Here is a 13,980-nt window from a genome sequence, read left to right on the forward strand (position 1 = left end):
GATCTCCCTATGGCCCATAAGGGCTCCCCGACGACATGGGTAAATCGAAACCCGGCGACAAGAAACCCCTTCGGCATCAACACGCCCAGATTTTGCCGCAGCGTGGCGGCAGTGTCGCGGGGGACAGTCACAACCCTGTTCCCCCTGCCCTTCCACGTGGGACCGGATACATTCAGGCTAAAGGAGCCCCTCGATGAGCGACACGATATACGAAGCCCCGTCCAACAAGGCCGCAGACCGCGACGACAAGCTGTTTGCCGGGCTGGGTTATGTGCTCATGCTGCTGGGCAATATCATCGGCGTCTCATCGATCATCGCCGTCATCATCGGCTATGCCCGCAGAGACCAGGCGCCAAACTGGCTGCACTCCCACTACGAATTCCAGATCCGCACCTTCTGGGCGGCGCTGGTCGGCCTGGTCCTCTCTACCGTGATGATCTTCACCTTTATCCTGATGCCCATCGGCTTTCTGGGATATGCCGCGATCTGGCTGTGGGTGCTGATCCGCAATGTCGTCGGCTTCATCCGCCTGCTGGACGGCCGCGGCGTCGGCAATGCCTCCACGATGTGGGTCTGATCAGCCCGCCTCGAAACCCAGTTCCGAAATCATGTCATAGCCAATCGTGATATCGTCGACGCGTGACGGCGACAGCGCCAGCACGGCCTCGGCATAGAAATTGGCCAGGGCGATGCGTTCGGCAGCGAATTTCGGGTCACCGATATTCTCTTTCTGGCGACGACGTACGGCGACAGCGCCCACACACAGCATCCAGCCACCGATCACCTCACCCGCCAGGGTCAGGAACGGCGTTGCACCGGACAGGCGGTCGGCCGGATCGGACGAATTGAGCCAGGCGGCCGCTTCCTTGAGCGCGTCCAGACCATCTTCCAGACGCTCGGCCAGCGGCGGCAGATCGGGGTGGGACGAAGTGGAACAGGACTCGATGGTCTGTTCGATATCGGCGTAGAGCTCCTCAAACGCCGCGCCGCCCGCCATCGAGAGCTTGCGTCCGGCCAGGTCGAGCGCCTGGATGGCATTGGTTCCCTCATAGATCGGAGCGATGCGCGCATCGCGCAGATGCTGGGCGGCACCGGTCTCCTCGATAAAGCCCATACCACCGTGGATCTGGATACCCATGGAGGCAACCTCGACACCGATATCGGTCGACCAGGCCTTGGCGATCGGGGTCAGCAACTCCTCGCGGCGCTTGGCCGCGGCGCGCTCTTCCTCATCCTCGGCATGTTCAGCCAGGTCGGCCGCGACCGCCGTGGCGATGCAAATGGCGCGGGACGCCGCGATCTTGGCGCGCATCATGGCGAGCGTGCGCTGGATATCGGGATGTTCGATGATGGCGTGCGGCCCGGGACCATCGGCCTCGATGGCCTTGCCCTGCTTGCGATCCTTGGCATAGGCCAGCGCCTGTTGATAGGCGCGCTCGGCAATGCCCACGCCCTGGACACCGACATTGAGGCGCGCAGAATTCATCATCGTGAACATGCAGCGCATGCCGGCATTCTCGCCACCGATCAGCCAGCCCTTGGCGCCGGCATATTCCATCGTACAGGTCGGCGAGCCGTGAATGCCCAGCTTGTGCTCCAGCCCGATCGCGGTCGCGGCATTGCGCGTCCCGTCGTCCAGGAATTTCGGCACAATGAAGAGCGAGATGCCCTTGGTGCCTTCCGGCGATCCCGGCGTGCGGGCCAGCACCAGGTGAATGATATTGTCCGTGCAGTCGTGCTCACCCCAGGTGATGTAGATTTTCTGCCCGGAGATGGACCACGACCCGTCGGGATTGGGTTCGGCCTTAGTGCGCAGCGCACCGACATCCGATCCGGCCTGCGGCTCGGTCAGGTTCATCGTTGCAGTCCACTCGCCGGTCAGCAATTTGGGCAGGTACTGGTCGCGCTGCTCCTGCGTGCCGTGCGCCAGCAGCGCCTCGATCGCGCCATAAGTCAGCATCGGACCCAGGCCAAAGGCCATGTTGGCCGACTGGATCATTTCCAGCACGGCCACGCCCAGAGCGCGCGGCAGTCCCATGCCACCCACTTCAGCCGGGAATTGCAGCCCCTGCCAGCCGCCTTCGACAAACTGGGCATAAGCGTCCTTGAAACCTTCGGGGGTGGTGATCACGCCATCCTTGAGCGTACAGCCCTGCAAATCGCCCGTGCGATTGAGCGGAGCCAGCACGCCCCCCGCCAGTTTTGCGGCTTCTTCCAGGATCGCAAAGGTGAGATCCTCGGAAAACTCGGCAAACGCGCCACCGGATTTGACTGCGCCTACCGCAGCCACTTCCTCGAGCGTGAAACGCAATTCATCGACGGGTGCCTGATATGTCATGAAGTCCTCCAACCAGCGCCCCGAACATAACGCGCAAAACGAAACTTGCGAGACTGGAAAAGGTGATTTTCTCAGCTTTCACGGCAAGAGCGGTTACATTCTGCAGGTGTGAGAATAGATTGGGGCCATGCGTATACGTCATCTGATACCTTTTGCCGCGCTGGTTCTCAGCGCCTGCATTACCCCCGTCACCGCGCCTGCGCGCCTGCCAACAGGCAGCTGGGAACTCGACCCCAGCCATACCAGTGTCGCCTGGCGGGTCCGGCATACGGGCATTTCCTGGTATGTCGGCCGCTTTGACACGATGGATGCCAGCCTGGACTTCGACCCAGCCTCGCCGGAAACAGCCCGACTGGTCGCCACGGTCGATGCTGCCAGCATTTCCACCGGCGACACCGAATTTGACCTGGACCTCGCCAATGGCTGGCTCAATGCCGGGTCCAGCCCACAGATCCGCTTTGAAAGCACACAGATCGAGGTCATCTCACAAGCGAGCGGACGCGCGACCGGCACGCTTTTTCTCAACGGGCGCGAGATCGACACCGTGATGGAGATCGACTTCCATGGCGGTGTATTAAATCCATTCGAACAGCGACGCGCCCTGGGCTTTTCCGGGCGAATGCAGATTGACCGCACGGCCTTTGGCATTGGCAATTTGCCACAATCCATTGTCGGCGCTGATGTGTTTATTGAGATCGAAGCCGAGTTTCTAAGGACAGGAGCACTCGATGACTGAGGCCCGTTATTCCACTGTTGCGATTATTCTGCACTGGCTGCTCGCCATCCTGCTGGTCGGCATGGTGTTTTTCGGCTGGTACATGGATGGCCTGCTGGAAGACGCCCAGGCCGGGGGCGGCACCACGCTCACCGAAGTCCAGGCCGCCTACAACATGCACAAGACCACCGGCATCATCGTGTTGATGCTAAGCCTGATCCGGCTGGGCTGGCGGTTCACACATCCGGTCCCGGCCCTGCCCGAGGGCATGAAACCCTGGGAGAAAACGGTCGCCCACGGCACGCACATGGCTTTCTATGCGATCATGATCGGCATGCCGGTTGGCGGCTGGATGGCCTCTTCCGCTTCGCCGTTCCCGTCCTATCTCTTCAATAATCCGGACCTGACCCTGCCGCGTCTGCCGGTCCCGCAGACCGAGGCCTTTGCCGACACGATGGGCTCGGCCCACGGTGCTGGTGGATGGGTGATCCTCATCCTGGTCGGTCTGCACGCAGCGGCGGCGCTGAAACACCAGTTCCTCGACCGGGACAATCTCCTCGCCCGCATGATCCCCTTACTCAAAGGATAGCCCCACCATGTTGCGTACCCTCCTCCCCGTCTCCATCGCTCTTCTCGCAGCACCGGCCGCAGCGCAGGAGTGGACACTCGACACAGATGCCAGCCGCGTCGGCTTTGTCACGCAGGCCTTTGGCGGGTCTGTCGAAGGTGAATTCACCGATTATGAGGCCGCGGTCACACTGGACCCGTCCGATCTGGAGAATGCCCGCATCGAAGCCCGTGTCGGCACGGCCAGCGGCTCGACCGGCAATGGCCAGATGGATGATTCCATGTTGAGCGAGGAAGGCCTCGCGCCTCAGAGCCATGAAGCAGCGCGTTTCGTGTCAGAGGATGTACGTGCGACCGACACCGGTTATGAAGCCCATGGCACGCTGAGTATTCGCGGCACTGACCAGGCCGTGGTCCTGCCCTTCTCTCTCACCATCGATGGCGGCCGTGCTGTCGCCGATGCCGAGCTTGAGATCGCGCGCTCCGATTACGGTGTCGGTGCCTCGGGATGGGGCGATACCGCCGCAAACGTCACAATCGTGCTGCATATCGAGGCAGATGCCGCGAACTAGGCTTGCGTTGCAGTGCAGCATGGCGCTAGCTGTGCGGCATGAGTACCGAAATTATTCCCGCCAGCCATGACGAGGCCATCGAACGCGCTGCAGACCTCCTGCGCGGCGGCGGGCTTGTGGCCATGCCAACCGAGACGGTTTACGGCCTGGCCGCCAATGCCGCCGACGCGGATGCTGTTGCTCGTCTGTACGAGGCCAAGGGACGTCCGCGCTTTAACCCGCTGATTGCCCATGTCACCGATGCGGCCATGGCGGCGCGGCTGGCGCATGTACCGGAACTGGCGCGCGGCTTGATGCAGGCCTTCTGGCCCGGCCCGCTGACTTTGGTCCTGCCAAAAAAATCCACAGCGCCGATCTGTGATCTTGCCAATGCAGGTCTCGACAGCGTCGCCATTCGCGCTCCGGCCCATCCAGCGGCTCAGGCGCTGATCCGCGCGGTCGACCGGCCGCTGGTCGCACCCAGCGCCAACCCTTCCGGCTCCATCAGCCCGACAACAGCGCAGCACGTTTTTGAAGGCCTGGGGCACAAGATCGATCTTATCCTGGATGGCGGCGCCTGCCCGGTAGGTGTCGAGTCCACCGTGGTCATGGTCGAGGACGATACGGCCAATCTTTTGCGCCCCGGTGGTCTTGATCGCGGCGCCATCGAACCGCTGACCGGCCCCCTGGCCCGGATCGAGGACAGCGCCACACCGGCCAGTCCCGGCATGCTGAAAAGCCATTACGCGCCCGGCGCAAAGGTGCGCCTGAACGCGACCGAGGCGCGCAATGACGAGATCCTGCTGGGTTTCGGCGAGATTGCCGGCGATCTCAACCTGTCCGAAACCGGTGATCTGGCGGAGGCGGCCACCGGCCTGTTCGCGGCGCTCAGACAACTCGACACCAGCGGCGCGGCGACAATTGCCGTCGCACCCATTCCCGCAACTGGCCTGGGCGAGGCCATCAATGACCGGCTGCAACGTGCTGCAGCCCCGAGAGACAGCTGATGACGCAAGTGACCGAGGAAATCCGCCAGGCCCTCAAGGACGCGCTCGGACCAAAGGGCTGGAGCGAGGACGCCAGCGAACTGGCCCCGCATGTCGAGGACTGGCGCGGCCGTTATCAGGGCTCGACCCCGATCCTGCTCAAGCCGGGTTCAACCGAAGACGTCTCGGCGGCCGTCAGGATCTGCGCCGAAGCCGGCATCGCCATCACCCCCCAGGGCGGCAATACCTCGTTGTGTGGCGCGGCAACGCCCCAGGGGGAGGTGCTGATCTCGCTGAAACGCATGACCCGGGTCCGCGCGATGGATATCGGCAATGACTCGATGACCGTCGAGGCCGGCTGCGTGCTGGAAAACCTGCAGAATATCGCCGCCGATGCCGAGCGCTTGTTCCCGCTGGCGCTGGGCTCACAGGGCTCGGCCATGATTGGCGGTCTGATCTCGACCAATGCCGGCGGGGTGCAGGTCCTGCGTTACGGCATGACGCGGGAGTTGGTGCTGGGCCTCGAGGCGGTGTTGCCCGACGGCACGATCTGGTCGGGGCTGACCGGCCTGCGCAAGGACAATACCGGTTATGATCTCAAGCAATTGCTGATCGGCGCCGAAGGCACGCTGGGCATTATCACCGCGGCCACGCTGAAACTCTTCCCACGCCCGGCCCGCACCGAGCTGGCCTTTGTCGGCATGGACAGTGTCGAGGACGCCGTAACCTTCCTGGGCCTGGCCAAACGCCTGTCCGGCAATGCCGTGACCGCCTTCGAGATCCTGCCGCGCATCGCCCTGGAGCGTGTTCTGGAACACGTGCCCGGCACCCGTGACCCGCTGGAAACCCAACAGGCCTGGTATGTGCTGTGCGAACTCAGCTTCGGCCGCGCCGACGGTGCCCGGGAAACGCTGGAGGAGACGCTGGGAGACGGCTTTGAACAGGGCCTCATCAAGGACGGTGCCATCGCCGAGAACGAGACCCAGGCCAGGGATTTCTGGCGCCTGCGCGAGAGCATCGCCGAGGCTGAACGTGCCTATGGCCGCTCGGTCAAACACGATGTCTCCATCCCGGTTTCGCGCATGGCGGAATTCATCGAGCTCGGCAGCGAACGCGTAACCCAGGCCTATCCGGAAGCGGTGGTGTTCTGTTTCGGCCATGTCGGCGACGGCAATGTCCACTTCAATTTCGCCTCCCCCAGCCCGGGCCAGGCGGAGGCATTCATGGCCAACGCCTCCGGCATTTCCGGCATCGTCTACGACACCGTCGCCGAGTTCGACGGTTCCATCTCGGCCGAGCATGGCATCGGCGTCCTCAAACGCGAGGAACTGGCCAGCCGCAAACCGGTCGATGTAAAGGTCATGAAAGCGATCAAGTCCGCCCTGGACCCGAAAGGCATCATGAATCCGCGGGTTTTGTTGTAGAGTAGTGATCGCAACCGCCCCTGTCTGCCAGATGAACACGCAGCTCAGGATTGGCTCAGCCAAGCCGACCTACAAAGAGGTTCGAAACGACGGAGCTCGCCCATGAAAATCCTGTCTGCTGCCCTTGCTGCCCTGGCTGTGACCGCTGCCGCCGATGCGCAACGCGCGCCCTATGGCCTGCCCCTGCAGCCCGGTGAGGACTGCGCTGTGCGCTGGTATGAACGCGATGGCAGCGGCGAGCTGGTCGCCAAGACCCGCACCGAACGAGCGGGTTCCTACTCCATCCACATCCGCGAAGGTCGCGAGACGCTGGTTGAGGCCGAAGGCGAGTTCTCACCGCACCCCTGGGGTGAGACGCTCCTGCTGCGAACGATCCTGACCGCGCGCCATGAGGACAATTCCCGTCGCGATGGACGCTGGTCTACGGGCCCGGACGACCTCAATGTGGATCTGCGTGTCTATAACACCCGCGGCCAGCTGATCTGCCGCGACCAGTCCCTGGATGTGCGCGAATTCACTTCACTGTTCAGCTCCTACCAGCAAGCCCGCCCAAACCGCGTGGATCCCTCCATTCTGCAGCGCCGCTGGTAGGCCCTTTATCCAGACCCGAGTGAAGCGGGCGAGCCGGTGTGTAACATCACACACCAGCGCGCCCCTTCCCTAGCCGCCTGCCTGTGCTTATCTCTGGGACAAAGGAGATTCGCCCGATGCTCGTATTGTTGTCGCCCGCCAAGAACATGAATTTCGACCCGGTTGATCGCGATCTGCCGAAGACGCAGCCCTCGCTGATCGACGAGACGCGCATCCTCTCGAAAACCACGCGTGGACTGACGATCTCCAAGATCAAGACGATGATGAAGATCAATGATGATCTGGCCAAGCTGAACCGCGAGCGTTTCCAGGCGTTCGACGCCGAACAGCCGGGCGAGAAACAGGCCGCCTTTGCGTTCAACGGCGAGGTCTATCGCGGTCTGGACGCGGCCAGCCTCTCCGCCGAGGACCTCGACTGGGCCCAGGGTCATCTGCGCCTTCTCTCCGGCATGTACGGCACGCTGCGCCCGCTGGACGGCATCCACCCCTATCGCCTGGAAATGGGCCGCAAGCTGCACACCCGCCGCGGCGAAAGCCTCTACGACTTCTGGGGCCAGACGATTGCCAAGGATCTCAATGCCGCCATGGACGGAGACGCGGACCCCGTCATCCTCAACCTGGCCTCGAACGAATACTTCAAATCCGTCGACCGGAAGGCCCTGAAAACGCGGGTCATCACAGCGAACTTCAAGGAAGAAAAGGACGGCCAGCTGCGCGCGCTTATGGTCTACGCCAAGAAAGCCCGTGGCATGATGGCTCGCTGGGTCATCGAAAACCGCGTCACCGACCCGGCCGACCTGGTGAAGTTTGATGCCGGTGGTTATCGCTTCGAACCCGAAGGTTCGAAGGATGGCGAACTCCTGTTCACGCGGCCCCAGCCGGCGGCGGCGGGCAAGAAAGCGGCGTAGGCGTAATTCAATGCGGCTCAGCCTACGCTTTGTGCCAGATATGATTTCGGCGCAGTTTTATTCTGTGCCGGTAAGTGTGTTTGAACTCGTGTCCGATGGCGTTCCCAGACACTGTTCGCTAGGCGATGGCCTAATTAGGTGCACAGGAGTAATCGTCGACATGCCAGACAGAGGACCGCTCACTCGCATAGATGGCTCGTCGGTGCGTCGTATTCTGCTCCGCAATCGGCATGCGGGTGAATTTGATCTCAAAAGCGGATGTGCATTGTACGTCGAAGATATCGTGGAAACACCGCAATTGATCAACGCTGACCCGATTGTGATCCGCCATCAAAACATTGGTGTCGCCAGTTTGGTATCAACCACCCCTTGACCCGCCCCCAACCGGCCGCGGCTGGGAAGAAGGCGGCGGAACTTCCGCACATCCCTGCATTGTGTTATGCTCCAAGGGCCGCTTGGGACAGGTACGAACTGTCCCCTTTGGCCGCCCTTTAGGCGATAGATAGTCGGATCTCCAGCGTCCAGCCTTTGATCCGATTTCTCCTCACCCGAAGGACGAGAGTGCATTTCGGAAACCGAAACATTGCGCTCTCCTATTGACGCCGGCCTGAATGGGCCGGCGTTTTCATTAGAACACAAATTCAATTTGAAATTGCAGTTTATGGATACTCGCCCAAACAACCCCTTGACCCCCCGCGCCTGATCCCCTTTCTTGCGCACAGCACAAACTTGAAAGGTCATTCATGTCTGGAGTTCGCACTGATCTCACCGGCCAGGTGGCCATCGTCACTGGCTCGACCAGCGGGATTGGTGCGGCCATGGCCGAGGCACTCGCAGAGAACGGCGCCCACATCGTCCTCAACGGGCTGGGAGATGCCGACGAGATCGAGGCGCTGCGTTCGAAAATTTCGGCCGATCATGGAGTCGAGGTGCGTTACCACGGCGCCAACATGCTCAAGGCGGACGAGATCGCCGACATGGTTGCCTCGACCGAGAAAGAGTTCGGGCGGCTGGACATCCTGATGAACAATGCTGGCATCCAGCATGTCTCCCCGGTTGAGGATTTCCCGGCCGAGAAATGGGATGCGATCATAGCTATCAACCTGTCGTCCGTCTTCCATGGTGCCAAGGCGGCCGTGCCGATCATGAAACGCCAGGGCAAGGGTCGGATCGTCAACCTGGCCTCGGCCCACGGCCTGGTCGCCTCGCCGTTCAAATCCGCCTATGTCGCGGCCAAACACGGCGTGATGGGCTTTACCAAGACGCTGGCCCTGGAAGTGGCGGAGGACGGTATCACCTGTAACGCCATCTGCCCGGGATATGTGAAGACACCGCTGGTGGAAAACCAGATCGCCGACACGGCCAGGGCGCGCGGTATTTCCGAAGAGGAAGTCGTGCGCGATGTCATGCTGGCCGCCCAGCCAACCAAGCAGTTCGTCACTTATGAACAGCTCGCTGGCGCGTTGCTCTATCTTGTCTCCGACGCCGGGGCCAATATGAATGGTTCCTGGATCAGCGTGGATGGCGGATGGACCGCCAAATAGGCGGACATGAGCGACACTCCCGTACTGAAAATCGACTATAACGAACTGCCCGTCACCGACATGGACGCGGCCAAGGCGTTCTACGCCAATGCCTTCGGCTGGACCTTCGAGGATTATGGCCCGGGCTATGCGGCGTTCACGAATGCGGGGCTCGACGGCGGTCTGCGACTGGAGGAGAAGCCCTTCCCCACCGGCGCGCTGATTATTCTGGCGGCCGATGACCTGGAAGCGGCCGAACGCCGTGTCGAGGCCGCGGGCTCGACCGTGTTCGACCGCCAGAATTTCCCGGGCGGGCGCCGTTTCCACTTCAAGGATCCCAGTGACAATGAACTCGCGGTCTGGTCCCCCAATGGACAATATGATGTCTGATCGCGCCCCTGTTCCCGCGGCCGGCATTGTCGTCATTCGCGGCGAGAGCGAAGTCCTGCTGATCCGCCGCGGCAAACCACCCTATCAGGGCGAATGGTCCATTCCGGGCGGCAAGATCGAGTATGGCGAAACCACCTCGGAAGCCGCCTTGCGCGAGCTGAAGGAAGAGACCGGTGTCGAGGCGGAAATTGTCGGCCTGATCGATGTCGTCGACAGCATCGGCCTGCGCGAAAAGGGACAGCCGGGCGACTGGCATTACCTACTGGTCGACTATGCCGCTCGCTGGGTCTCGGGCGAGCCGCTGGCGCAGGATGATGTGGATGAAGCGGTCTTCTATCCGCTCGAGGAAGCCCTGGCCCTGACCCGCTGGGACAAGACCCGCGATGTCATCGGGCGTGCCCTAAAAATGGTCAGCGCCATGCAGCCGCCACAATCAGCGGTGAAATAGGCATCATGCGCGCGCTGACTGTCATTCTGTGTCTTTGCCTCCTGCCGATCACCGCTGAAGCCCAGAAGCCTCAGCGCGGCGATAACAGGGCTATTGACCTGCGCACCAACCAGACCTTCCGCGACAGTCCGAGCGATCGAACACAGCAACGGGACAACCGGTTCGACAATCGTCGTGACAACCGCAACTTCCGCGAGGAGGAACCGGCCGAGCCCAGTGTCGATGTCGAACGCATCCTGCCCTATCTCGCCTATACACTCGGTGAGCTGCACTATCTGGACTATGCCTGCTCGGGCAATGATGCCCAGGTCTGGCGCGACCAGATGATCGCCCTTCTGGCCATGGAAGCTGCCGAATCCCGCAATCGCCGTGACCGCCTGATCGAGAATTTCAACGAAGGCTATCGCGTCCAGCAACGCTTCCGCGCCGTCTGCGGCCCCCAGGTCGAAGCCGAACGCCGGGCGCTGGCCCATCGCGGCCGGGATTTGTCGGAACTGATGCGGTCGGCGTATTTCGACTAGCGGGAAACTTCCTGCAGGAATCCGCTCGAATTCGCTCGCCAGAACGACAATTATGCTTAATAAATGCGCGTGCGAGTTGAGGGGGTACCACCATGTCTGATCGCAGTTCCCAACTGCATTCCTTGAGCATTGACCGAAGCGATGATGAAGGTCCGTCCGGTGCCGGATTCGGAACAGTCGCCACCGTAGCCGTTCTCGCGGCGGCGCTGGGTGCTGCCGGCACCTGGTGGTTAATGCGGAGCGACGCGACAGAGCAGCCGCAGGAAGCCGCTGCCCAGCAGGCCACGACGACACCGCCGCCTGTCCCGCAGGAAACAACACCTGCCCCGACCCGGCCGGAGCGGTCTTCCGGTCTTGTGGCATCCGGATATGTAGTGGCGCGACGCCAGGCGACCGTATCCGCTGACCTGACTGGGCGTATCCGGGAGGTCCTGGTCGAGGAAGGCACCGTCGTCGAGGAGGGCCAGATTCTCGCCAGACTGGATGATGAACGGGCTCAGATCCAGCTCAGTGTCCTGCGCACTCAGTCAACGGCGTCACAGGCCCGGAGCCGCTCGCTTGTCGCCGATGTCGAGGAAGCACAGCGTGTCCTTGATCGGGCAACGACCTTGCTTGAGCGCGAGATCGGATCAGAAGCCAGTGTCACAGCCGCCCAGGCCCGCCTGTCGAGCCTCCAGGCCCAGCTGGCCGCATCACGCGCCGACGCGGCCAGCATTCGCGAGCAGATCCGTTCCCAGGAAGATCTCATCGATCGCCATATCGTGCGTGCGCCGTTTGCTGGCGTTGTTATCGCCAAGAACGCCCAGGTCGGTGAAATCCTGTCCCCAGCCTCAGCCGGCGGTGGCTTTACGCGAACCGGTGTTGCGACCCTTGTCGACATGCAATCGTTGGAGATCGAAGTCGACGTCAATGAAAGCCAGATCGGTCGTGTCGTGCGCAATCAGAGGGTTGAGGCTCGCCTGGACGCCTATGCGGACTGGCGCATTGCCGCCCATGTAGAAGCGATCATTCCCACCGCAGACCGCAGCCGCGCGACCATCCGCGTCCGCGTCGCCTTCGACGAACGCGACGACCGGATTCTGCCGGACATGGCTGCGCGTGTGACTTTTGTTGAATAAAAGTACTTTGTGATTTAAAGTTTCTGGATATACCCGGAAAGGACATAGAGATGACCGCCCTGTATACGCTTACTGACCTGTCCAAACGCTATACGCGGGGCAAGGAGTCGATCACGATCTTCGAGCAACTCGACATGACGATCGACCAGGGCGATTTCATCTCGATCATGGGGCCTTCAGGCTCAGGCAAGACGACCTTGCTCAACCTGCTCGGCGGCATCGACCGCCCCTCCTCCGGTGCTGTCGATTGCGAAGGCACCCGGGTCGACAAATTGTCCGAGGGCAAGCTTGCCAAATGGCGCTCCCAGCATGTCGGTTTCATCTTCCAGTTCTACAATCTCATGCCGACGCTGAGTGCGGCACAGAATGTCGAGCTTCCCCTGCTGCTGACCAACCTGTCTGGCAAGGAACGCAAGCGCCGGGTTGAAACCGCGCTCGACATTGTCGGCATTCTCGATCGCAAGGGGCACCGCCCCGCGCAATTGTCCGGCGGCCAGCAACAGCGTGTGGGCATCGCCCGCGCCATCGTCGCTGACCCGAAAGTCCTGTTGTGTGACGAGCCGACCGGTGACCTGGACCGCAATACGGCTGATGAAGTGCTGGAGACGCTGCAGCTGCTCAACCGCGAGCTCAACAAGACCATCGTCATGGTCACGCACGACCCGGCCGCCGCGGGCTATGCAAGCCGCCAACTCAATCTCGACAAGGGCCGCTTCGTGGAGACGGGAGCAGCCTGATGAATGATCTGACCCTGATCCGGAAGAATCTCTTCCGCAAGAAGCTGAGGGCCATCCTCCTCACCTTCTCCATCATGATCGCCTTCCTGATCTTTGGTGCTCTTGGCGCCTTCTACAATGTCTGGACGGCCGGGGTGGACCTGGCTGCTGCCAATCGATTGATCACGGTCAATCGCATCAATTTCACCCAGGACATGCCGATCGCCTATTACTCCCGCGTGCAGTCTGTGCAAGGCGTGGAGAATGTCAGCCACGCGAACTGGTTCGGCGGCTATTACCAGGACCCGCGCAACTTCGTGCAGACCTTTGCCGTCGAGCCGGAAACCTGGCTCTCTGTCTATCCGGAAATGGTGATGCCGGATGATCAACGTGCCGCGTTCATCACGGACCGGACCTGCCTCCTGGTCGGAGCCGACCTGGCAGCACAGTTCGAATGGTCACTCGGGGACAGGATCCCGCTGAATTCGAACATCTGGCAGCAAAACGACGGCAGTTCTGACTGGGATTTCAACATCTGCGCCATCTTTGACGGTGCCGAGGAAACCGCACCGTCGAACTATGCCGTATTTCACTACGAGTATTATAATGAAAGCCTGGCCTTCAACCGGGACCGCATCGGCTGGATGGTCGTCACGACGACGGGGTCGGACATCAATGATGCGGTGATCCGCGAGGTGGACGCCCTGTTCGCAAACTCGTCCGCCGAAACCGAGACCACCACCGAAGCGGCTTTCAACAAGGCGTTCCTGGAGCAGGTTGGCAATATCGCCATGATCCTGCTGTCCGTCATCGGCGCGGCTTTCGCGACCATCCTGATGATTGTGGGCACGACGATGATCATGGCGATCAATGAGCGCACCAAGGAGATCGCGGTGATGAAGACGCTGGGCTTCCCCTCCCCGCGCATCTTCCGCATGGTGCTCGCTGAATCCGTTCTGCTCAGCTTTGTCGGCGGCTTGGTCGGATTGGGCCTGGCGACCCTGATCGTCAATGGGGCTGCGGGTGCCCTCGCCGGCTTCCTGCCCGGCTTGTCCATGCCCATGGACGTTGTGGGGATCGCGCTGGGATTGATGCTGGCCCTGGGCCTTATCACCGGGGTCGGTCCCGCCCTGGCAGCCCAGCGCCTGTCCATCATTGACGCGTTCAACAAGCACTAGGAGGCT

General features: G+C 61.7%; 16 protein-coding genes. 15 read left to right on the forward strand and 1 reads right to left on the reverse strand.

Features of this window, described 5'->3' with window-relative positions; translation table 11 throughout:
* The first annotated feature begins 193 nt into the window (after nt 1–193).
* Nucleotides 194–577, forward strand: coding sequence for a hypothetical protein (locus JJ889_RS08655; protein WP_291893860.1), 384 nt, complete (start codon nt 194–196; stop codon nt 575–577).
* On the opposite strand, the gene JJ889_RS08660 is transcribed toward JJ889_RS08655, so the two are convergent.
* Entirely contained in the window at nt 578–2,338 is a 1,761-nt protein-coding gene (locus tag JJ889_RS08660) for an acyl-CoA dehydrogenase (protein ID WP_291893862.1), read from the reverse strand.
* 127 nt (nt 2,339–2,465) lie between these two features.
* Here JJ889_RS08660 and JJ889_RS08665 point away from each other — a divergent pair, with 127 nt between their 5' ends.
* From JJ889_RS08665 to JJ889_RS08730, 14 genes are all read left to right on the forward strand, one after another.
* Nucleotides 2,466–3,074 carry a YceI family protein gene (locus tag JJ889_RS08665; RefSeq protein ID WP_291893866.1) on the forward strand — a complete coding sequence of 203 codons (609 nt, stop codon included), beginning with the start codon at nt 2,466–2,468 and terminating at the stop codon, nt 3,072–3,074.
* Nucleotides 3,067–3,642 (forward strand): cytochrome b, encoded by a 576-nt coding sequence (locus JJ889_RS08670; RefSeq protein WP_291893869.1) that lies wholly within the window; start codon nt 3,067–3,069, stop codon nt 3,640–3,642. The genes JJ889_RS08665 and JJ889_RS08670 overlap by 8 nt, the downstream gene beginning before the upstream one ends.
* 7 nt (nt 3,643–3,649) lie before the next feature.
* Nucleotides 3,650–4,192 carry a YceI family protein gene (locus JJ889_RS08675; protein ID WP_291893872.1) on the forward strand — a complete coding sequence of 181 codons (543 nt, stop codon included), beginning with the start codon at nt 3,650–3,652 and terminating at the stop codon, nt 4,190–4,192.
* A gap of 38 nt (nt 4,193–4,230) precedes the next feature.
* Nucleotides 4,231–5,178 carry an L-threonylcarbamoyladenylate synthase gene (locus JJ889_RS08680; protein WP_291893875.1) on the forward strand — a complete coding sequence of 316 codons (948 nt, stop codon included), beginning with the start codon at nt 4,231–4,233 and terminating at the stop codon, nt 5,176–5,178.
* Nucleotides 5,178–6,581, forward strand: a complete 1,404-nt coding sequence (locus JJ889_RS08685; RefSeq protein ID WP_291893878.1) for an FAD-binding oxidoreductase — start codon at nt 5,178–5,180, stop codon at nt 6,579–6,581. The genes JJ889_RS08680 and JJ889_RS08685 overlap by 1 nt, the downstream gene beginning before the upstream one ends.
* A 102-nt stretch (nt 6,582–6,683) precedes the next feature.
* On the forward strand, nt 6,684–7,172 hold the full coding sequence (locus JJ889_RS08690) for a hypothetical protein (protein ID WP_291893880.1): 489 nt from the start codon (nt 6,684–6,686) through the stop codon (nt 7,170–7,172).
* Between the two features lie 116 nt (nt 7,173–7,288).
* Entirely contained in the window at nt 7,289–8,080 is a 792-nt protein-coding gene (gene yaaA / locus JJ889_RS08695) for a peroxide stress protein YaaA (RefSeq protein ID WP_291893883.1), read from the forward strand.
* Nucleotides 8,081–8,823: 743 nt separating this feature from the next.
* Complete coding sequence (locus JJ889_RS08700) at nt 8,824–9,624, forward strand: 3-hydroxybutyrate dehydrogenase (protein WP_291893886.1); 801 nt, start codon at nt 8,824–8,826, stop codon at nt 9,622–9,624.
* A 6-nt stretch (nt 9,625–9,630) separates the two neighbouring features.
* A complete protein-coding gene (locus JJ889_RS08705) occupies nt 9,631–9,993 on the forward strand; it encodes a VOC family protein (RefSeq protein ID WP_291893889.1) in 363 nt (120 codons plus the stop codon).
* The gene (locus JJ889_RS08710; protein WP_291893892.1) at nt 9,986–10,441 is read left to right on the forward strand and encodes an NUDIX hydrolase; all 456 of its coding nucleotides are present in this window, start codon (nt 9,986–9,988) and stop codon (nt 10,439–10,441) included. Before JJ889_RS08705 ends, JJ889_RS08710 begins: the two co-directional genes overlap by 8 nt.
* Nucleotides 10,442–10,446: 5 nt before the next feature.
* Complete coding sequence (locus tag JJ889_RS08715; protein ID WP_291893895.1) at nt 10,447–10,962, forward strand: TIGR02301 family protein; 516 nt, start codon at nt 10,447–10,449, stop codon at nt 10,960–10,962.
* Between the two features lie 92 nt (nt 10,963–11,054).
* A complete protein-coding gene (locus JJ889_RS08720) occupies nt 11,055–12,080 on the forward strand; it encodes an efflux RND transporter periplasmic adaptor subunit (RefSeq protein WP_291893898.1) in 1,026 nt (341 codons plus the stop codon).
* A 50-nt stretch (nt 12,081–12,130) separates the two neighbouring features.
* Nucleotides 12,131–12,817 (forward strand): ABC transporter ATP-binding protein, encoded by a 687-nt coding sequence (locus tag JJ889_RS08725; protein ID WP_291893902.1) that lies wholly within the window; start codon nt 12,131–12,133, stop codon nt 12,815–12,817.
* Entirely contained in the window at nt 12,817–13,974 is a 1,158-nt protein-coding gene (locus tag JJ889_RS08730; RefSeq protein ID WP_291893905.1) for an ABC transporter permease, read from the forward strand. Before JJ889_RS08725 ends, JJ889_RS08730 begins: the two co-directional genes overlap by 1 nt.
* The last annotated feature ends 6 nt before the right edge of the window (nt 13,975–13,980 follow it).

Source organism: Maricaulis sp., assembly GCF_017643475.1.
GTDB lineage: Bacteria > Pseudomonadota > Alphaproteobacteria > Caulobacterales > Maricaulaceae > Maricaulis.